Source organism: Aestuariibaculum suncheonense, from assembly GCF_014596935.1.
In the GTDB taxonomy this organism is placed as follows: Bacteria; Bacteroidota; Bacteroidia; order Flavobacteriales; family Flavobacteriaceae; genus Aestuariibaculum; species Aestuariibaculum suncheonense.
Genome location: NZ_JACVXC010000002.1, coordinates 486006 through 505935, shown reverse-complemented (window position 1 = coordinate 505935; position 19930 = coordinate 486006). Strand labels below are relative to the sequence as shown.

The following is a 19930-nucleotide window of genomic DNA, read 5'->3' as shown; positions in this document are numbered from 1 at the left end:
TTAATGAGATTTAAAAAAGGAGTATAAGATTAGGGACTAGTTATAAGAGCAAAAAAAGCCCGACCAAATGGTCGGGCTTTTAAATGTTATACTAGAATTCTAATTAGTTACCAGCTTCTAAGTTTTTCATTTCTTTTTCAATCATATCGTAGAATTGATCGATTTTAGGTAATACTAAAATACGAGTACGACGGTTTCTAGCTCTGTTTTCAGCAGTGTTGTTTTCTACTAATGGCACGTAATCAGCACGTCCTGCAGCAACAAGTTGGCTTGGATTAACACCTAAGTCTTCTAAAACTCTAACTACAGAAGTCGCACGTTTAACACTTAAATCCCAGTTGTCTAAGATTACACCGTTGCTTTTATAAGGTACATTATCAGTGTGACCTTCAACCATACATTCGAAATCTGGTTTGCTGTTTACTACTTTAGCAACTTTTGCTAATACATCTTTAGCTTGAGAAGTTACGTTGTAGCTACCGCTCTTGAATAATAATTTATCAGCGATAGAGATGTAAACCACACCTTTTTCAACATTTACCTCGATGTCTGGATCGTTAATTCCAACTTCGCGTTTTAAACTAGTCACAAGGGCTAATGTTACACTGTCTTTCTTAGTAAGAGCATCTTGTAAACGAGTGATTTTCATGTCTTTCTCTTTCATGCTCTCTAAAGTTTTTTCAATGTTAGAAGCACCTTTAGCAGATAAAACCTGTAAGTTTTCGTTATAGTTTCTTAAATCTGATACTTGCTCTTCTAATGCTTTTGCTCTAGCTGAAGCAGAAGCTCTTTCTTCTAAACAAGAATTTAATTTTACGGTTGCAGAATTTAGTAAATCTTGAGATTCTTTGTATTTTGCTTCAAGATCTGTAAATTGTTTTTTGGATACACATGAACTTAGCACAAGCATCGTAGAAGCGCCAAATAATAGGACTTTTCTCATAATTATTTAAGGATTAATATTTTAAGTTATTACCACAAAAATATGTAAAAAACAGCCGATTTAACAATTTTAATAAAACTTTTATCAACTATTTTTCCAGATTTTTGAAGTGTTTTCTACTATTTACGAAATAATCGAACACTATAGATGTTCGATGGTAATATTTCGTTTTGTTTTTAATTTGTTTACGTTGTTTCAATAGCGTTCTTAAGTGGCCGTAAAAACTGAAATGTGCTTTTAGGACTGCAAAAGTATGCTTTGGTTTAATTTCGATAACAAATTTTATGCCAGCAATGCCATCTAAAACCAATCTGATGAAAATTTTTGGAAATAAGGGCCCAGTAGCATTTTTAGTTAAGGTGTATAAGCTGTTTCTGAAATTAAGATAGGTTTTTTTAGGATTCAGCGTATTTAAAGTGGCACCACCCACATGATAAACTGTTGATGTGCCAACATATTTAATGGTATGCCCCGAATTTTTAGCACGCCAACACAAATCAATTTCTTCCATGTGCGCAAAAAAGGCCTCGTCAAAGCCATTTAACATATCGAAAACGTTTCGTCTTATAAACAAACAGGCGCCAGAGGCCCAGAAGATTTCTGAAGTGTCATTGTATTGACCTTCATCAGTTTCAATGGTGTCAAATATTCTACCTCGGCAATACGGGTAACCATATTTATCAATAAATCCACCGGCAGCTCCTGCATATTCAAAACGGATTTTGTCTTTATAGTCTAATATTTTAGGTTGAATAATTGCCGTATTTGGTTCTGCATGGAATGTGTCAATTATAGTTGGTAACCAGTTTTCGGTAACTTCAATATCACTATTTAAAAGACAGAATACATCGGCTTTAATGTGTTTTAAAGCATCGTTATAGCCTTTAGCATACCCGCCGTTTTCTTTGTTTTTTACAATCTTAACATCAGGGAAATGTTTTGTTACGAAATGAATAGAATCATCGGTTGAAGCGTTATCAGCTAAATAAATATCGGCTTCCTTAGAGTAGTTTATAACCGAGGGTATAAACTGTTCTAATAAGGCTTTTCCGTTCCAGTTTAATATAACAATAGCTAGTTTCATGCGCTGTAATCAGGGATATCTTTTAAAAAATCGTAACGTTCATTTACAAAATCCATTTGACAATAATAATGATTTAAACCATTGGTTACCATTAAATACGTAGCATTAAGTACTTGATTGTATTGCGCAATTTGATCGAACGTTTGCTGATTTATAGTAACCGAAGGCGCTTTGCATTCCACTATAAGGTGAATGCTTCCGTCTGGATTAAAAATAACAATATCGTAACGTTTTTTTAAGTCGTTAACTATGAGTTCTTTTTCAATGTTTATTAACGATTTCGGGTAGCCTTTTACTTCCATTAAATACATAAGGCAGTGTTGTCTTACCCATTCTTCAGGCTGTAAAACCACAAACTTTTTACGAATACAATCGAATATAGAAATTTTATTTTCGCTACTTTTGAATCGAAACGAAAACTTTGGAAAATTAAGGTCTTGCAATGCTGTTCTTTTATAATTTCAAAGTTAATGTACATTAATCAAATACCAAATTACCAAGCCTGTTTTTGGAGTTTAGTGTTTATAATTTTGGATTTTTTCAATTTTGGACGAAGTAAAACAATTAGTAACCGATATTAAAAATGGTAAACTGAAACCTATCTATTTTTTAATGGGTGAAGAGCCGTATTATATTGATAGAATTTCAGATTTTATTGAAGATAATGTTTTAGCTGAAGAAGAACGCGGCTTTAATCAAATGGTACTTTACGGTCGAGATATTACTATTGAAGATATTGTAAGTAATGCCAAACGTTATCCTATGATGGCCGAATATCAGGTGGTGATTGTTAAGGAAGCGCAGGATTTATCGCGTTCGATTGAAAAGTTGGCAGATTATGCTAAAAATCCGCAGCCATCAACCGTGTTGGTGATGAATTATAAATATAAAACCATTGATAAGCGCAAATCCCTTTACAAAACGCTGAAGACAACCGGAGTGATTTACGAAAGTAAAAAGCTTTACGAAAATCAGGTAGCCGATTGGATTAGACGCGTACTAGCCTCTCAAAAATATAGCATAGAGCCTAAGGCTGCTCAAATGCTGGTTGAGTTTTTAGGAACCGATTTGAGTAAGATTAATAACGAATTGGAAAAGTTAAAAATTATTCTACCTGATGGAAGTCAGATTACACCAGAACATATTGAAGAGAATATTGGGATAAGTAAAGATTTCAATAATTTCGAGTTAAGAAAGGCCATTGGTGAACGCGATGTAGTGAAAGCGCATCGTATTGTGAAATACTTTGGTGATAATCCTAAGGATAATCCTATGGTGATGACGGTGTCTTTGTTGTTTAGCTTCTTTTCGCAGTTACTGCATTATCACGGATTAAGCGATAAATCGCCAAGAAATGTGGCAGCGGCATTAAAAGTCAACCCGTATTTTGTGAATGACTACGTTACAGCAGCTAGGAATTTTCCGATGCGTCAGGTGAGTTCGGTTGTTTCAACGTTACGCGAGTTCGATGTGAAAAGCAAGGGAGTTGGTGCTAATGCGGTTTCGCAAGGCGATTTACTAAAAGAACTTTTAGTTAAAATTCTGGGTTAAATATAGACAGCTATAGTTAAGGCTATCATTATAAATACGGTTAGAATGATAACTAGGGGTATTACAAATTTCAGCCATTTATCATAGCCTACTTTTACAATCGCTAAAGAGGGTAATATTAATCCGGTAGGATTGATGAATGCAAAAAGACCCATGCCATACTGATAAGCATTTACGACTAATTCTCTTCCAATACCAACACCATCAGCTAAAGGTGAAATAATAGGCATGGTTAATACCGCCATTCCTGAAGATGAAGAGATAAAGAACGATAATCCGCCAAAAATATAAAGTAGCGCATTTACAAAAAGGCCTTTATTCATGCCGTTTGTTGCTGTGCTTGCATAATTTAACATAGTATCACTAATTTGTCCGTCATCCATAAGAACAGTGATGCCTCTGGCGATTCCTATAATTAAAGCAACGCCAAGCAAGTCGCTGGCGCCTTTCACAAAAGTATCTACAAAAGTTGCTTCATTAATTTTCCCAAGAATGCCAATAATTACCGCTCCAACAAAAAACACGGCGGTCATTTCTATAAACCACCAACCTAAATTAGATACGCCGTAAATCATAATGACAAAACACATGGTAAAAACAAACAACATAAGGCGAAGTCGTCTTGTTAAAACAACGGTGGCATTCGTGGTGTTGCCAAATAGTTTTTCAATAGATGCTTTCTGATCGAAAATGATAGATTTTGAAGGGGCTTTTTTTACGCGTTGCGCATATCTGATGATATACAGTATACAAATGAGTGTTCCTAAAACAAGAATAATAAAACGTCCTGTTAATCCAGTTGTCCAGCTAATTCCAGCAGCATCTGAAGCAATAATCACACTAAAAGGATTAACGGTTGAACACATAGTTCCAATAGATGTACCTAAATAAATACAGGCTAAGGCAACCAAGGCATCATAATTTGCAGCGAGAAAAATTGGGATTAAAATGGGGTAAAAGGCGATAGTTTCTTCTGCAAGTCCAAAAGTAGTTCCGCCAATAGCAATAAGTGTGGTTACAATAATGATTAAGAGGAACTCTTTACCTTTTAGAGCATGGGCCAACCAATTTATGCCGGCATCAAAAGCACCAGTGAAATTCATAATGCCTATTAATCCGCCGATGAATAAAACCAGAAAAATAATATCGGATGCTTCAATAATTCCCTTAATTGGCGATTTAATAAAAGCCTCCAAACCCTGTGGTGAGGAAGGAACTTCTTTGTAAGTATTCGGGATTCCAATAGGTTTCCAGATGTCCTCATTGGTGAATTTTTCCAAAGGGATTTTTACTTCTAATCCATCTAAGGTTTGTTGTGTAGCTGGTAAATTTGTAGTTTGACCTAAACTGGTTTTTGTGAAAATATTTTCCGATTTATTGTATGATAAGGTGTCAAATTCTCCAGATGGTACTAACCAGGTTAAGCCAGCAACTAAGGCCGCAATGAGTAGTAAGATGGTTTGCGCAGTTGGAAATTTTAGTTTTTTCATTAGATATGTTTAGTGAAAAGTGATTTTTTAACCGGTAAATTTATCAGGATTAAAGATAGTATTATTTTATTTGCATTTTAAAATCAATTTATGAATCTACAGTTGCACGATAGCTGGAAACCTTACTTGCGAACCGAATTTGAGAAGCCCTATTTTAAAGCTTTGATGGATTTTGTGGAAGAGGAGTATAATACAGAAACCTGTTTTCCGCCAAAGGATCAAATTTTTAATGCTTTTAATCATTGTCCTTTTGAAGAGGTTAAGGTGGTTATTATCGGGCAGGATCCTTATCATGATGATGGCCAGGCTAATGGATTGTGTTTTTCGGTAAATGATGGGGTGAAGCATCCACCATCATTGGTTAATATTTTTAAAGAAATTGAATCCGATTTAGGAATATTATATCCAGAAAGTGGAAATTTGGAACGCTGGGCAGATCAAGGGGTGCTTTTGATAAATGCAACTTTAACCGTTAGGGCGCATGAAGCCGGTAGTCATCAAAGGAAAGGCTGGGAGGTTTTTACCGATGAAGTTATAAAAACCATTAGTGAGCAAAAGGAGGAAGTTGTGTTTTTACTTTGGGGTGGTTATGCGAAAAAGAAAGTAAAGCTGATAGATGGGGAAAAACATTCCGTATTAATCAGCGGACATCCGTCACCCTTAAGTGCTAATAGAGGATTTTGGTTTGGTAATAGACACTTTAGTCAAACCAATGCAATTTTAAATTCCTTAGGTAAGACTTCTATAAATTGGTGAGTTTTAAGTGAACAAGTGTTGAAATTAAAGCCTAAAAAAAACTGTAATTTTCATAATCAGTTATAAAAGTTACAGTTTGATTTCTTTTGTAAAACACTCTTAAAGTTGCTCTAACAATTTAAATTACTTAACTACCTGTTGGAGATAATACCTGATCTTGACCGATAGAAATTTCAGATCTAATGATAACGGGCATTTTGTTCACTTTAGAAGACTTTGGGGTTTTGTTGCAACTAAATTTTAAAAGTAAAAAATTCACAAATACAAGGGCAGCAATACAAAGAGTAATAGTCACTAACATAGGCACGTGGTTTGGATTAACGACAAGATAAGTAAAACAGAGTTAAAGAGTGTTACTTAATCGTTAATTGTTAAACTAGAGCAAATTTACTCATTAAAGGACTACAAACCAATACGTGGTTCTACTTATTTTGATATTCAGAATTTACTGTTAATATTTTTATTATTTTTTGTTTTTATTGAGGATTTTTTAATGCTTTCTTACTAATAAGGTTAATCTGTAGAAAAAAATGTTTTTAATTGTTTTTTATTCTTACATAAAAATGTAGGTGATATTGTCGTTTTTTTGATGAATTATATTGCTTGATATGGAATTAATTATGTTTTTCGATTGATTAGCAGTAGGTTAGTGTTTTTTAGGGTAATTGAAGAAATGCAATTTATAAATCCAAAGGTTATTTTTAAAAATGAAATAAGGGTATTAATGAAATATAATTTATTTTTGGCTAAAATATAAAATGATGGAGCAAATAGATTGGAAAGTTGCTAAAGAATACGAGGATATAACCTATAAAAAATGTAACGGCGTTGCCCGAATTGCCTTTAATAGACCAAATGTACGCAATGCATTTAGACCAAAAACAACCAGTGAATTATATGATGCTTTTTATGATGCTAACGAAGATGTAAATATTGGAGTAGTGTTATTATCAGCAGAGGGGCCTTCAACGAAAGATGGTATCTGGAGTTTCTGCTCAGGTGGTGATCAAAAAGCCAGAGGGCATCAAGGTTATGTTGGTGAAGATGGGTATCACCGATTAAATATTTTAGAAGTTCAGCGATTAATACGTTTCATGCCGAAAGCTGTTATTGCCGTGGTTCCGGGTTGGGCTGTTGGTGGCGGACACAGTTTACATGTGGTTTGCGATTTAACTTTAGCAAGTAAAGAACACGCTATTTTTAAGCAAACCGATGCTGATGTAACTAGTTTTGACGGAGGTTACGGTTCTGCATATTTAGCGAAGATGGTCGGACAGAAAAAAGCAAGGGAAATTTTCTTTTTAGGACGCAATTATTCTGCTCAGGAAGCTTATGAAATGGGTATGGTTAATGCCGTTATTCCACATGATGAATTAGAAGCTACAGCCTACGAATGGGCTCAGGAAATATTAGCAAAATCACCAACGTCTATTAAAATGTTAAAGTTCGCAATGAATTTAACCGATGATGGTATGGTTGGTCAGCAGGTATTTGCAGGTGAAGCAACACGTTTAGCCTATATGACAGATGAAGCTATTGAAGGTAGAAATGCCTTCTTGGAAAAGCGCAAGCCTAATTTTGCTAAAAAATGGATTCCATAATATGAAGAATATTTCAGTTTGGATTTCAGCGATGCGTTTAAGAACGCTGCCTTTATCTATTTCCGGAATTATTTTAGCTTCTTGTTTGGCGGCTTATAATGGGTATTTTAACGGATTGATATTTACTCTAGCTATTCTAACCACTTTAAGTTTTCAAATTCTTTCAAACTTGGCTAACGATTATGGCGACGGTGTCAAGGGAACCGATAATTTGGATAGAGTAGGACCGGATCGCGCCATTCAATCCGGTGAAATTTCACCGGAGCAAATGTTTAATGCAATTAAATTGAATGTACTTATCTCTATAGGCTTGGCGTTTTTTTTAATTTTCGTATCGTTTGGCGTAAATCATTTCCTGCTAACCTTGTTATTCTTTGTATTAGGAATTTCCAGTGTCATTGCTGCAATTAAATATACGGTAGGGAATAACGCTTATGGGTACAAAGGTCTTGGTGATGTATATGTGTTCATATTTTTTGGTTTAATTAGCGTTATCGGTTGTTATGTATTATATGCCAAAACTATTGATCACGTGGTATTTTTGCCAGCGATTACGGTTGGAATGTTAAGCGCAGCGGTTTTAAATTTGAATAACATGCGTGATATCGAATCTGATGTTAAATCAAATAAAATTACTTTAGCGGTTAAATTAGGAATAGCCAATGCCAAAAAGTATCAATTATTTCTAGTTGGAGGGGCTATTGTTTTATCAGCCTTATTCGGAATTTTATATTACACGTCCATATTTAACTTGATATTTTTTGTAGCCTATATTCCTTTATTTCTTCATATTAAAACCATAGTTACCAACAAAGATTCAAAATTACTGGATCCGGAGTTGAAGAAAGTTGCTTTAACAACCGTGTTGTTAGCCGTTCTTATGGGGATAGGACATTTGTTATAGATTTTTCGTATTTTTCCTTGTTCAATTTTTAAGATAATTATAAGATGAAAATTACATTTTACGGTCACGCTAGTTTAGGAATCGAAGTTAATGATGTTAACATTCTTGTAGACCCATTTATTTCGGCGAACCTAAAAGCATCGCATATTAATATAGACGAACTAAAAGCAGATTATATTCTGGTAACGCATGCACATCAAGATCATATTTTAGATGTTGAAGCCATTGCAAAACGCACCAATGCGGTTATTATTTCGAATGCCGAAATTGCAACCTATTATCAAAATAAAGGATTTGAAGCACACCCTATGAACCACGGTGGTCACTGGGATTTTGAATTCGGAACCGTTAAGTATGTGGTCGCCTTACACTCGTCATCATTTCCAGACGGTACTTACGGCGGTCAACCTGGAGGTTTTGTAATTGAAGGCGAACGTAAAAATGTTTATATCGCGGGAGATACAGCTCTAACTTACGACATGCAGCTCATTCCAATGCGTACCAAACTAGATTTGGCTATTCTTCCAATTGGAGATAATTTTACCATGGGGATTGATGACGCTATTGCTGCTAGTGATTTTGTAGAGTGCGATAAAGTGTTAGGTTATCATTTCGATACGTTTGGTTATATAGAAATTGATCACGAAGAAGCGAAACGCAAGTTTTTCGATAACGACAAAGATTTAATGTTGTTAGAAATTGGTGAAAGCATAGAGTTATAGATGATAAGTGCATCATATAAAAAATATGTTTTAAATTTTAAGCAGGCCTCTGGTACATCCAGAGGTGTGTTAAGAACCAAGGAAACTTGGTTTCTTATTTTAAACCACAACGGAAAAAAAGGCATTGGTGAATGTGGTGTGTTTCGAGGTTTATCGGCTGATGATAAACCTGATTATGAAGATAAGCTAATATGGACCTGTGAAAACATACATTTAGGATTAGAGTGTTTATTAGAAACACTTACTGAATACCCGAGTATTCAGTTTGGTTTAGAAACGGCTTTCAAATCTTTGAAAAGTCAGGATGGATTTGATTTATTTCCATCTAAGTTTACTCGTGAACAAGCTCCTATTGCTATAAATGGATTAATCTGGATGGGTTCAGAGGCGTTTATGAAGCAACAGATTGAAGACAAACTCAAAGCTGGATTTTCCTGTATTAAAATGAAAATCGGGGCGATTGATTTTCAGTCTGAAATCGATTTGCTAAAATCTATCAGAAAAGAGTTTTCTGCTCAAGATATCGAGTTGCGTGTGGATGCTAACGGAGCATTTTTACCTTCCGAAGCTTTAGAGAAACTAAAAATGTTATCCGAATTAGAGCTGCATTCTATCGAACAACCTATTAAACAAGGCCAGATTGAAGATATGGCAAGACTTTGTGAAGGAAACCCATTGCCAATTGCTTTAGACGAAGAGTTAATCGGAGTATTTCATCTATCTGATAGAAAAGCATTACTTCAAGCCATAAAACCACAATATATTATTTTAAAACCGAGTTTGGTCGGAGGATTTAAGGGCAGTGACGAATGGATTTCAATCGCCGAAAACCAAAATATAGGGTGGTGGATAACCAGTGCGCTCGAAAGTAATATTGGCTTAAATGCCATTGCGCAGTACACCTATCAAAAACAAAGCCCGTTGCCACAAGGTTTGGGAACAGGTGGTTTGTTTACCAATAATTTTGATTCGCCCTTAGAAGTTACTAACGGGGCATTACGATATAATAATACACTAAGTTGGAAATTTAATTTATAAAGCATGTATATAGCTCAGGCATTTAACACATTGCACGATTGGTGGCGCTACATTGTAGGGGTGGTTATTGTGGTTATTGCTGTTACTTTAGGACAAATACCATTTACCGTTACGGTAATAGTTAAGATGAATATGGAAGGGGAAAATATGATGGAGTTGAATCAATCCAACATGATGAGCTATCTGGAACCAAATCTCAATTTATTCCTGATGCTATTGTCTTTTGCGGTAGGCTTGATAGCTTTATTAGTGGTTGTAAAATACCTGCATAAACAATCGTTTACCCAGTTAACAACGTCAAGAAAGCAAATCGACTGGAAACGGTTTTGGTTTATATTCTTTTTTTGGGGTGTCATTTCAAGCGGAATGGTTTTAGCAGATTATTACATGGCGCCAGAGAATTACGAGATTAATTTTAAGTTAGTGCCTTTTGTGATTCTTAGTGTTATCGCTATAATTTTTGTGCCTTTACAAACCAGTTTCGAAGAGTATTTATTCAGAGGCTATTTAATGCAAGGTATAGGTGTGGTGGTAAAGAACAAATGGGTGCCTTTAATAATTACTTCAGTAGTTTTCGGGCTGTTGCACATAGCCAACCCAGAAGTAGATAAATTAGGTCCTATGATTATGGTGTATTATATTGGAACTGGATTGTTTTTAGGAATTATGACTTTGATGGACGAAGGTATGGAGTTGTCTTTAGGGTTTCATGCGGCGAATAATTTGTTTACCGCACTTTTAGTCACTGCCGACTGGACCGCTTTCCAAACACATTCTATTTTAAAAGATATGTCCGATCCTTCGGAAGCAGGCCTGTCCGAAATTTTTGTGCCGGTATTTGTGGTGTTTCCTATCATTCTGTTTATACTATCTAAAATTTATAAATGGACCAATTGGAAAGAAAAATTATTCGGAACCGTTGAAGATCCAATTGTTGAACCATCAGCTATAGATTCTATTGGAAGTGACACCGACATATAAAAACATCCATCTTAAATTTAAAGTAAATGGATTTCACTATTCCAGTGAATATCTAAAGGAATTAGCCTACGATTTTGTTAAAGAAGGCAAGCCTTTTGAAAAGGAAATCGGAAATTTTTTGTTTCAATGGTTGGATGAGAATGAAACCATAAAAGTTAGAACATCCGGTTCAACAGGAACGCCAAAAGTCATTGAATTATCAAAGCAAGCTATGGTAAATTCCGCTTTAGCTACTGGTGATTTTTTCAAGTTACAACCGGGCGATAGAGCTTTATTGTGTTTGCCAGCGACTTATATCGCCGGTAAAATGATGTTGGTAAGAGCTATCATTTTAGGTCTCGAAATTGACATTGTAGAACCTGCTTCCAAACTGCAATTTGACACCCAAAAAGTATATGATTTTTGTGCCATGGTGCCCATGCAGTTAGAAAAGGCATTAGATACAATTGATCATATTAAAACCATAATTGTTGGAGGTGCGCCGGCTTCAAGTAGTTTAAAAGCAAATCTTCAACAGGTGCAAACTAAGGTTTATGAAACTTACGGAATGACGGAAACGGTAACGCATATCGCTTTGAAAGCAATTAATAATACATCAGTTTCTAAACCGAATTTTAAAGTTTTACCGGGAGTGACTATTTCACAAGATGAACGGGATTGTTTAGTGGTAGAAGCGCCGAAGTTATGTCAGGGAAAAATTGTTACCAACGACATGGTTAAAATCCATTCTGAATCGGAATTTGAGTGGTTAGGACGTTTCGATAATGTGATAAATTCAGGAGGCGTGAAGCTCTTTCCTGAGCAAATAGAGGCCAAACTTCAACATAAAATAAACAGCCGATTTTTTATAGCTTCAGAGCCTAACGATATATTGGGAGAACAACTTATTTTGGTTGTCGAAAGTGAATCAAACGATTTGAATTCCGAGGTATTTTCAGATTTAGATAAGTTTGAAAAACCTAAAGCAGTTTATATGGTTAAGGAGTTTGTAGAAACCACTTCCGGAAAAATTCAGCGCAAAAAAACATTGGAGATAATAAAAAAATAAGTTTCTTGTAACAAGAACCTATTTTGTAATACCAATAGAAGCGCATTAGGTGAAATGTAATGCCTCATTGTCTAATTAAATACATGAAAATTAATTTATATGAACTTTATTAAACGCGTATTATCGACCGTTACAGGTATCTTTGTATTTCTGGGTATTTGTATTGTCTTATTAATTGTTTTCGGACTTGTTTTTGGCTCGTCGTCTGAAGAACTCGTTAAAGTGAAGCCCAATTCGGTGCTTGATTTAAAACTCGATTTTCCTATTAAAGATTATGCCGGAAAAACAGAATTCGAGCAGTACGAATTTTTAAATAAGGATGACAAAAATGGCCTGTTTAATATTATTGACGCGATTCATTATGCGGCTGTAGATGATAAAATTAAAGGCATTTCCATTGATAATAATTTCATTAATGCCGGAATTTCTCAAACTAAAGCCATTCGTGATGCTTTGATTAAGTTTAAAGAATCTGGTAAATTCGTTACCGCTTACGCAGATATTTATTCGCAAAAGGATTATTATTTAAGTTCGGTTGCCGATACTGTTTTTATGAATCCTGCCGGTATGATGGAATTCAAAGGCTTGTCTTCAGAGCAGTTATACTTTAAAGATTTTCAGGAAAAAACCGGATTGAAAATGGAAGTGGTGCGCTTCGGAAAGTATAAAAGCGCCGTTGAGCCTTTCCTGGAAAACGAAATGAGTGAAGCCAACAGGGAGCAGGTAGAAGTGTTTTTGAATTCTATCTGGTCTGAAATTAAATCTGAAATTTCAGAAAGTAGAGGGATTTCAACAGAACAATTAAATATCATTGCCGATAGTTTGTTGGCGCGTAACGCAACGTTGGCTCAGCAAGCCAAATTAATAGATAAGATAGCTTACCATGATGAATATCTTGCAGGCTTGAAAAAGGCGACGGGTACTGAGCCTTCCAAAATGCAGGAAATGGTATCGATTTTTGATTATGCAGAGTATGCTGCTACCAATATGTTAACGGATTACAGTAAAAATAAAATAGCCGTGATTTATGCTGAAGGTGAAATTATATACGGAGAAGGCGATGAAGGTGCTGTTGGTCAAGGTGTCATGACAAAATCTCTGCAGGAAGCCAGAAATAACGATAAAATTAAAGCTGTCGTATTACGTATAAATTCACCTGGAGGAAGCGCTTTAGCGAGCGAATTAATTTGGCGAGAAATTGAACTGACTAAAAAAGTAAAACCAGTCATCGTATCCATGGGTAATGTAGCGGCATCTGGCGGGTATTATATTGCTTGTAATGCCGACAAAATTATAGCAGAACCAACAACCATTACAGGAAGTATTGGTGTGTTTGGAATGTTGCCAAACGGAAATGCTTTAGCCACTAATATGGGTATTAACGCTGAGCAGGTATCAACCAATAAGAATTCAGTGACTTACAGTTTCTTTGAACCTTTAAATGATGCGCAACATGATTTTATTAAAGAAGAAATTATAAGTATTTACGAATTGTTTACAGGTCGTGTTGCTGAAGGTCGTGGTATGGAGCAAGATGCCGTTAAGGAAATTGCTCAGGGTCGGGTTTGGACAGGATCAGACGCCTTAAAAATTGGATTGGTAGATGAGTTGGGTGGATTGGATTTAGCGCTTAAATATGCAGCTGAAGCGGCAGGAATTTCTGAATATAATATTAAAGAGTTTCCAATATATAAGAGAGATTTAGACAAAATTTTAAGACAATTCGGATTGACTGAAGCTAAAGAAGACATTATGAAAGAAGAACTGGGCGAAGAAGTTTATTCCTTATTGAAAAAAGTAAAAACAATGACGCAACGTAAAGGGATTCAGTTGTTAGTGCCTTATAGTTTAGATATAAAATAGAGCTTATAAATCTTAATAAAAAAGAGCGACCAATTGGTCGCTCTTTTTTTATTGTTGCATTTTAAAATAATAATCTAAAGAATGTTTTCCAGATCCGTAGAACAGGAAAAACATACACACTACAAAGGTTATAAGTGCCAGCATTAAATTGCCCGAATTCATTTCTCCTACAAAATTAATAAGTATGGCACCTATCAAAATAGGTAATTGTCCAATAATTGCCCATCGGGTTAACAATCCGAAAGCAATGAGCATACCTCCAATAAAGTGTGCAGGAGCAACATAATGTATAGCAAACATACCTCCAGCCCAATTTTGCATAGGTTTAAAAAGTTCTATTAGCATCATGCTATCAGACATGAAACTGATGCCTTTTATAAACAGAAAGACACCCAGAGCAACACGTAACAAATCCAGAGGCAGATAAGTATGCGCATTGGCCCACTTATTAAGTGTTTTTATTGTATCCATAATTAAAAGTTGTTGATTTTCAATTAAAAAGGTACAAAAAATAAAGTGTAAAAGCAATTAAACTTGTATCACACCTAGGTTGAAAGGTTTTTCAATAGGCGCGTGATTCGCTGCTTCAATACCCAAGCTAATCCAAGTTCTGGTATCTAGCGGGTTAATTATGGCATCAGTCCAGATACGAGCAGCTGCATAGTACGGAGATACCTGAGCATCATATCGAGATTTGATCTCGTTATAAAGGGCTTCTTCTTTTTCAGGGGTAATGGTTTCACCTTTCTTTTTAAGAGAAGCCGTTTCTATTTGAAGTAATACTTTCGCTGCCGAATTACCGCTCATAACGGCTAACTCTGCACTTGGCCAGGCAACAATAAGTCGAGGGTCGTAAGCTTTCCCACACATGGCGTAATTACCGGCACCATAGCTGTTACCCATAATAACGGTAAATTTAGGAACGACCGAATTACTTACGGCATTTACCATTTTAGCACCGTCTTTTATAATACCACCATGTTCGCTTTTACTGCCTACCATAAATCCGGTAACGTCCTGTAAAAACACTAAAGGAATTTTCTTTTGGTTACAATTTGCAATGAATCGGGTGGCTTTGTCGGCGCTATCATTATATATTACACCTCCAAACTGCATTTCGCCTTGTTTGGTTTTTACCAGTTTACGCTGGTTGGCTACAATGCCCACAGCCCAACCATCAATTCTAGCGTAACAGGTAATGATGGATTTGCCATATCCGGCTTTGTATTCGTCAAATTCGGAGTTGTCGACCAATCGTTTTATAATCTCATAAGTATCGTACTGGTCTGCTCTTGATTTTGGTAAAATACCATAAATGTCTTCTGGATTTTTTAGAGGTTTTTTCGGTTCAGCCCTGTTGAATCCGGCTTTATCGTAATCCCCAATTTTATCAACAATATTTTTAATGGTGTCTAAAGCGTCTTTATCGTCTTTTGCTTTGTAATCTGTAACACCCGAAATTTCACAGTGTGTCGTCGCACCACCTAAAGTTTCATTGTCAATGGTTTCTCCAATGGCTGCTTTCACTAAATAACTTCCGGCCAAAAAGATGCTTCCGGTTTTATCTACAATTAAAGCTTCATCGCTCATAATCGGCAAATAAGCACCACCGGCAACACAACTTCCCATAACCGCAGCAATCTGGGTAATACCCATGCTGCTCATTATGGCATTGTTTCTAAAAATACGACCGAAGTGCTCTTTATCTGGGAAAATCTCATCCTGTAATGGTAAATATACGCCGGCACTATCTACCAAATAAATAATGGGTAATCTGTTTTCAATAGCAATTTCCTGAGCTCTTAAATTCTTTTTAGCAGTTATTGGAAACCAGGCACCTGCCTTAACCGTCGCATCATTAGCAACAACAATACATTGTTTACCTTTAATGTAACCAATTTTGACAACTACACCTGCTGAAGGACAACCACCCTGCTCTTCATACATGTCTTCTCCGGCGAAGGCTCCAATTTCAATAGATTTAGCTTTAGCATCTAATAAGTAATCAATACGCTCACGCGCTGTCATTTTACCTTTTTCATGAAGTTTTTCAATACTTTTTTTCCCACCGCCTAGATGTACTTTGGCTAAGCGCTTATTAAGTTCTGACACTAAAAGTTTATTATGATCTTCGTTCTTATTGAAGTTTAAATCCATTGATGTGTATTTTGTGGCTAAAATACAAAAGTTTCAAATTATACTTAGTGCTAATGTTAATATTGTATTAAAGTATATTCCTTAGAAATAGTTTCCTTGGAAAGTAAAATTATTTTTTATATCTTTGACAAACAATTAAGAATTAAATATAGTTATGAAAAAAATTATAGCCTTTGCAGGAACGAACAGCAAGCAATCCATTAATAAACAGTTAGTAACTTATGCCGCAGGTTTGGTAGAAGGTGCAGAAGTGACCATTTTGGATTTGAATGATTTTGAGTTACCAATATACGGAGTTGATTATGAAAGCGAGTATGGTGTTCCTGAAAATGCACACAAGTTTATTGAATACATTAAGAATTCAGATGGTATTCTGTTGTCGTTAGCAGAACACAACGGTGCTTATACAACGGTGTTTAAAAACTTGTTTGATTGGATGTCTAGAATTGAAAGTAAAACATTTTTCGATAAACCCATGTTATTAATGGCAACGTCTCCGGGAGGTCGAGGAGGAGCATCAGTTTTAGATGTAGCTAAAAGTAGATTTCCTTACCATGACGCCGATATCGTTGAAGTATTTTCTTTACCATTTTTCGAAAACAATTTTGCCGATGGTAAAATAATTAACGAAGATTTAGATAATCAATTGAAAAATGCTGTTCAGCAATTTCAGGTAAGGTTTGAAGTTCAAACAGCGTAACTGAACATTAATTGTTTAAAGCTATGGGAGATTTAGCAAAAGAAATTAACTCGAAATTTGCCAATAACAAACAAAAGGCATTGGTAAATATAATGTTTACCGGAAACTGGATTTCTAGTTGCCAAAACGAGTTTTTTAAGCCTTATGGTATATCGCCTCAACAATATAATATTCTTCGAATTTTAAGAGGAGCAGGCGAAGCATTGAATGTACAGGTGATTAAAGAGCGTATGATTGAACGTGCACCAAATGCTACACGGTTGATGGATAAATTATGCGCTAAAGAACTTATAGAGCGTTTACCGTGTGCAAATGACAGACGTGTGGTTAAAATTGCGATTACAGAAAAAGGATTGAAGCTTTTGGCTTCGGTTCCTGATGATTTCAATAAAGATTTAATTAAAAATCTCACCGAAGAGGAAGCAGAACAGTTAAGCCTTCTGCTAGATAAAATGAGATAAAAAAAGGAAATTCAAACATGAAAACAATAGTTCATAAATCAGATAGTAGAGGATATGCAAATCATGGATGGTTACAAGCGAATCATTCCTTTAGTTTTGCGAGTTATTACAATCCTGAAAAAGTGCATTTTGGAGCTTTACGTGTATTAAATGATGATATGATTGCCCCAAGTATGGGCTTTGGTACGCATCCACACGATAATATGGAAATTATTACCATTCCGTTAAAAGGCGTATTGAAACACCGAGATTCTATGCATAACGAATGGCAGGCCGTTTTGCCAGGTGAAGTTCAGGTAATGTCGGCAGGAACGGGGGTTCAGCATTCTGAAATAAATGGTTCAGCTGAAGAGCATTTAGGATTATTTCAAATCTGGGTTTTTCCAAATAAACAAAATGTAGAACCACGTTACGATCAAAAAGCATTTGATGAAGAAGGAAGAAAAAACAAATTACAGACATTAGTAACTTCGATAGATGAAAATCATGAAGGTAGTTTGAAAATTCATCAGGATGCAGTTTTATCTCGAATAGATTTAGACAAAGGAGAAACCTTTAACTATAAATTAAAAAGTGATAAACACGGTGTTTATGTGATGAATATTTTCGGAGAATTTCTTATTGATGGAAAACCATTAGAAACCAGAGATGCCATGGGGGTTTCTGAAACTTTAAATTTTGATATTGAAACCAAAGAAGATTCCAGTATTTTATTTATTGAAGTACCTATGGAATTCTAAAAGTGTTGATTAATAGCAAAAAATCCCGATCATTTTGGTCGGGATTTTTTTATAATGTATGTAAAGCTTATTATGAGTAGCAAGTTTCTAAGGCTTTTTTACGCTTGGTTTGTTTTTGTCGCAGGACCATAATTATTAATGCAATAATGATTCCTGTTCCAGCCATAGTAGCACCAACCCAATCAGCAGCAGTGTAACCAAATCCCATGGCTATTGGTAGTCCTGCAAAATAAGCACCTGAGGCATTACCAATATTAAAAGCACTCTGGTTAAGAGAAGATCCCAACGTCTCAGAGCCTTTTGATGCTTTGATAATAGCGACCTGAATTGGGGTAGAAATACAAAAAGTTATTGTACCAATTAAAAAGGTCATAACCAAAACCAGAGTTTTATCGGTTGCTAAATAAGTATTGGCGATTAATGCAGAAACCATAAGTAACAAAGTGATGATAATCGCCTGCATCGGTCCAAATTTCTCAGACATTTTGGCTCCAATAAAATTACCGATAACCATACCTAATCCGGCAAGAATCATGGCTAAAGAGACCATTTCGTCTGGATGTCCGGCCACTTCGGTAATTAATGGTGCAATATAGCTATACCATGCAAAGAATCCGCCTGTACCAATAGTAGTTAATAAAATAATTAACCAAAGTTCTAAACGTTTAAAGATTTTGAATTCATTGAAAAAGCTATTTTCAGAAGATTGTTTTAATACGGGCATCCAAAGTTTTACTCCGGTAACGGCTAATACACCAACCATACCTACCATAAGGAAAGAGATGTTCCAGCTAAAGTGTTTTCCTAAATAGGTGCCTAGCGGAACTCCTAATAGGTTGGCAATGGTTAAACCACTAAACATGATAGCGATACCCTGCGCTTCTTTACCTGGTTTAGAAAGCTTTCCTGCAACGACAGCTCCAATGCCAAAAAATGCACCATGTGGTAATCCTGATAAAAATCTTAGAATTAAGAAAGAGGTATATCCTGTTGCGAATGCCGATAAGGTATTGAATACCGTAAACCACAGCATTAAACCTAAAAGCACTTTGTTTGCAGGCCATTTGCTGCCTAAACCTGTTAGAAGTGGAGCACCCACAACAACACCTAAAGCATAGGCTGATATAAAATGTCCTGCCTGAGGAATACTGATAGAAAAGGCAGAAGCCACATCGGGTAAAATCCCCATGATGACGAATTCTGTGAGTCCGATTCCAAAACCGCCGATGGCTAATGACAGTAAGGATTTATTCATGTGAAAAATTTGATTTTTAAATTATTTCTAGTGAAAACCAAGGTGCAAAAGTAGTTGTAATTACCATTGTGAAAGCATTCTCAATGGTAAAAGAAATGTTAATTAAAAAGTCTTGAATATAAAGGGTATTCTATTCTTTTTAATTAGATGTTTCCCTAGGAAAATTAATGTATTCTCAAGAAAATAATTTCAGGGAAATAAGACATGAAGTTATAGATTTATTGTTTTGATAATGAATGTAGAATAACAGATATAAAATAGATATATGTTAACACAGAAATAATATTAATTTATATGTTTTCCAATTCCTTGTAAAAGTGCGATATTTGTCCTTTAAATTTTGCGCAAAGGGTAGAAGTGGTATCCTTTTAATGGTTACATTAAAAGATGTAGCGTAAAACCTGACCTTGTAGAGAAACAAGGATGCGCCCTAAGACTAAAATAAATTAATTATGGCAATGAATAAAAATACCGTGTTATCATGGGCAACTTGGATTATGATTTTTGTAGGTTTAAGTTTAATCGCACTTGGTGCTTTTAGATACGATGACGTAGCAGGTTGGGGCTTTGCAGCCGTTGGTATTGGATTTTTTGCAGTTGCTTGGGTTTTTAATGCTTTAAAAGGTAGAGTATAAT

General features: G+C 35.5%; 20 protein-coding genes. 13 read left to right on the top strand and 7 right to left on the bottom strand.

Annotated features, from left to right (window positions below; translation table 11 throughout):
• Positions 1-103 precede the first annotated feature (103 nt).
• From ICJ84_RS07795 to ICJ84_RS07785, 3 genes are all read right to left on the bottom strand, one after another.
• Positions 104-943, bottom strand: coding sequence for an OmpA/MotB family protein (locus ICJ84_RS07795; protein ID WP_188215809.1), 840 nt, complete (start codon positions 941-943; stop codon positions 104-106).
• Between the two features lie 88 nt (positions 944-1031).
• On the bottom strand, positions 1032-2027 hold the full coding sequence (locus ICJ84_RS07790; RefSeq protein WP_188215808.1) for a glycosyltransferase family 2 protein: 996 nt from the start codon (positions 2025-2027) through the stop codon (positions 1032-1034).
• Positions 2024-2470, bottom strand: coding sequence for a type I restriction enzyme HsdR N-terminal domain-containing protein (locus tag ICJ84_RS07785; RefSeq protein WP_188215807.1), 447 nt, complete (start codon positions 2468-2470; stop codon positions 2024-2026). The genes ICJ84_RS07790 and ICJ84_RS07785 overlap by 4 nt, the downstream gene beginning before the upstream one ends.
• Positions 2471-2573: 103 nt before the next feature.
• Between ICJ84_RS07785 and holA the strand changes: the two genes are divergently transcribed.
• Positions 2574-3578, top strand: coding sequence for a DNA polymerase III subunit delta (gene holA / locus ICJ84_RS07780; protein ID WP_188215806.1), 1005 nt, complete (start codon positions 2574-2576; stop codon positions 3576-3578).
• On the opposite strand, the gene ICJ84_RS07775 is transcribed toward holA, so the two are convergent.
• The gene (locus ICJ84_RS07775) at positions 3575-5068 is read right to left on the bottom strand and encodes a YfcC family protein (RefSeq protein WP_188215805.1); all 1494 of its coding nucleotides are present in this window, start codon (positions 5066-5068) and stop codon (positions 3575-3577) included. The two genes, holA and ICJ84_RS07775, sit on opposite strands and share 4 nt — an antisense overlap.
• Positions 5069-5158: 90 nt before the next feature.
• Here ICJ84_RS07775 and ICJ84_RS07770 point away from each other — a divergent pair, with 90 nt between their 5' ends.
• From ICJ84_RS07770 to sppA, 8 genes are all read left to right on the top strand, one after another.
• Positions 5159-5824 carry a uracil-DNA glycosylase gene (locus tag ICJ84_RS07770; protein ID WP_188215804.1) on the top strand — a complete coding sequence of 222 codons (666 nt, stop codon included), beginning with the start codon at positions 5159-5161 and terminating at the stop codon, positions 5822-5824.
• Between the two features lie 761 nt (positions 5825-6585).
• A complete protein-coding gene (locus ICJ84_RS07760) occupies positions 6586-7425 on the top strand; it encodes a 1,4-dihydroxy-2-naphthoyl-CoA synthase (protein WP_188215802.1) in 840 nt (279 codons plus the stop codon).
• Between the two features lies 1 nt (position 7426).
• Entirely contained in the window at positions 7427-8329 is a 903-nt protein-coding gene (gene menA / locus ICJ84_RS07755) for a 1,4-dihydroxy-2-naphthoate octaprenyltransferase (RefSeq protein WP_188215801.1), read from the top strand.
• Between the two features lie 44 nt (positions 8330-8373).
• A complete protein-coding gene (locus tag ICJ84_RS07750; protein ID WP_188215800.1) occupies positions 8374-9051 on the top strand; it encodes a metal-dependent hydrolase in 678 nt (225 codons plus the stop codon).
• A complete protein-coding gene (locus tag ICJ84_RS07745) occupies positions 9052-10089 on the top strand; it encodes an o-succinylbenzoate synthase (RefSeq protein ID WP_188215799.1) in 1038 nt (345 codons plus the stop codon).
• Between the two features lie 3 nt (positions 10090-10092).
• Positions 10093-11070, top strand: coding sequence for a CPBP family intramembrane glutamic endopeptidase (locus tag ICJ84_RS07740; protein ID WP_188215798.1), 978 nt, complete (start codon positions 10093-10095; stop codon positions 11068-11070).
• Complete coding sequence (locus tag ICJ84_RS07735) at positions 11054-12118, top strand: AMP-binding protein (protein ID WP_188215797.1); 1065 nt, start codon at positions 11054-11056, stop codon at positions 12116-12118. The genes ICJ84_RS07740 and ICJ84_RS07735 overlap by 17 nt, the downstream gene beginning before the upstream one ends.
• Before the next feature lie 99 nt (positions 12119-12217).
• Positions 12218-13981: a signal peptide peptidase SppA gene (gene sppA, locus ICJ84_RS07730; protein ID WP_188215796.1), complete on the top strand. Its 1764-nt coding sequence runs from the start codon at positions 12218-12220 to the stop codon at positions 13979-13981.
• A gap of 48 nt (positions 13982-14029) precedes the next feature.
• Here the strand turns inward: sppA and ICJ84_RS07725 are convergent, their stop codons facing one another.
• A complete protein-coding gene (locus ICJ84_RS07725; protein WP_188215795.1) occupies positions 14030-14452 on the bottom strand; it encodes a DoxX family protein in 423 nt (140 codons plus the stop codon).
• Positions 14453-14509: 57 nt separating this feature from the next.
• A complete protein-coding gene (locus tag ICJ84_RS07720) occupies positions 14510-16138 on the bottom strand; it encodes an acyl-CoA carboxylase subunit beta (RefSeq protein WP_188215794.1) in 1629 nt (542 codons plus the stop codon).
• Positions 16139-16292: 154 nt separating this feature from the next.
• Between ICJ84_RS07720 and ICJ84_RS07715 the strand changes: the two genes are divergently transcribed.
• The 3 genes from ICJ84_RS07715 to ICJ84_RS07705 are packed head-to-tail and all read left to right on the top strand — an operon-like array spanning position 16293 to position 18039.
• Entirely contained in the window at positions 16293-16838 is a 546-nt protein-coding gene (locus tag ICJ84_RS07715; protein ID WP_188215793.1) for an NADPH-dependent FMN reductase, read from the top strand.
• Positions 16839-16861: 23 nt separating this feature from the next.
• Positions 16862-17299 (top strand): MarR family winged helix-turn-helix transcriptional regulator, encoded by a 438-nt coding sequence (locus ICJ84_RS07710; protein ID WP_188215792.1) that lies wholly within the window; start codon positions 16862-16864, stop codon positions 17297-17299.
• Between the two features lie 17 nt (positions 17300-17316).
• Entirely contained in the window at positions 17317-18039 is a 723-nt protein-coding gene (locus tag ICJ84_RS07705) for a pirin family protein (protein ID WP_188215791.1), read from the top strand.
• Between the two features lie 70 nt (positions 18040-18109).
• Here the strand turns inward: ICJ84_RS07705 and ICJ84_RS07700 are convergent, their stop codons facing one another.
• Positions 18110-19294 carry an MFS transporter gene (locus ICJ84_RS07700; RefSeq protein WP_188215790.1) on the bottom strand — a complete coding sequence of 395 codons (1185 nt, stop codon included), beginning with the start codon at positions 19292-19294 and terminating at the stop codon, positions 18110-18112.
• Positions 19295-19746: 452 nt separating this feature from the next.
• Here ICJ84_RS07700 and ICJ84_RS07695 point away from each other — a divergent pair, with 452 nt between their 5' ends.
• The gene (locus tag ICJ84_RS07695; RefSeq protein WP_188215789.1) at positions 19747-19929 is read left to right on the top strand and encodes a CAL67264 family membrane protein; all 183 of its coding nucleotides are present in this window, start codon (positions 19747-19749) and stop codon (positions 19927-19929) included.
• Position 19930: the final 1 nt, after the last annotated feature.

What these genes read in the sequence shown, in the direction of transcription:
- ICJ84_RS07795 (WP_188215809.1), bottom strand. Translation starts at nt 943, where the DNA reads ATGAGAAAAGTCCTATTATTTGGCGCTTCTACGATGCTTGTGCTAAGT.
- ICJ84_RS07790 (WP_188215808.1), bottom strand. Translation starts at nt 2,027, where the DNA reads ATGAAACTAGCTATTGTTATATTAAACTGGAACGGAAAAGCCTTATTA.
- ICJ84_RS07775 (WP_188215805.1), bottom strand. Translation starts at nt 5,068, where the DNA reads ATGAAAAAACTAAAATTTCCAACTGCGCAAACCATCTTACTACTCATT.
- ICJ84_RS07770 (WP_188215804.1), top strand. Translation starts at nt 5,159, where the DNA reads ATGAATCTACAGTTGCACGATAGCTGGAAACCTTACTTGCGAACCGAA.
- ICJ84_RS07760 (WP_188215802.1), top strand. Translation starts at nt 6,586, where the DNA reads ATGGAGCAAATAGATTGGAAAGTTGCTAAAGAATACGAGGATATAACC.
- menA (WP_188215801.1), top strand. Translation starts at nt 7,427, where the DNA reads ATGAAGAATATTTCAGTTTGGATTTCAGCGATGCGTTTAAGAACGCTG.
- ICJ84_RS07750 (WP_188215800.1), top strand. Translation starts at nt 8,374, where the DNA reads ATGAAAATTACATTTTACGGTCACGCTAGTTTAGGAATCGAAGTTAAT.
- ICJ84_RS07745 (WP_188215799.1), top strand. Translation starts at nt 9,052, where the DNA reads ATGATAAGTGCATCATATAAAAAATATGTTTTAAATTTTAAGCAGGCC.
- ICJ84_RS07740 (WP_188215798.1), top strand. Translation starts at nt 10,093, where the DNA reads ATGTATATAGCTCAGGCATTTAACACATTGCACGATTGGTGGCGCTAC.
- sppA (WP_188215796.1), top strand. Translation starts at nt 12,218, where the DNA reads ATGAACTTTATTAAACGCGTATTATCGACCGTTACAGGTATCTTTGTA.
- ICJ84_RS07725 (WP_188215795.1), bottom strand. Translation starts at nt 14,452, where the DNA reads ATGGATACAATAAAAACACTTAATAAGTGGGCCAATGCGCATACTTAT.
- ICJ84_RS07720 (WP_188215794.1), bottom strand. Translation starts at nt 16,138, where the DNA reads ATGGATTTAAACTTCAATAAGAACGAAGATCATAATAAACTTTTAGTG.
- ICJ84_RS07715 (WP_188215793.1), top strand. Translation starts at nt 16,293, where the DNA reads ATGAAAAAAATTATAGCCTTTGCAGGAACGAACAGCAAGCAATCCATT.
- ICJ84_RS07710 (WP_188215792.1), top strand. Translation starts at nt 16,862, where the DNA reads ATGGGAGATTTAGCAAAAGAAATTAACTCGAAATTTGCCAATAACAAA.
- ICJ84_RS07705 (WP_188215791.1), top strand. Translation starts at nt 17,317, where the DNA reads ATGAAAACAATAGTTCATAAATCAGATAGTAGAGGATATGCAAATCAT.
- ICJ84_RS07700 (WP_188215790.1), bottom strand. Translation starts at nt 19,294, where the DNA reads ATGAATAAATCCTTACTGTCATTAGCCATCGGCGGTTTTGGAATCGGA.
- ICJ84_RS07695 (WP_188215789.1), top strand. Translation starts at nt 19,747, where the DNA reads ATGGCAATGAATAAAAATACCGTGTTATCATGGGCAACTTGGATTATG.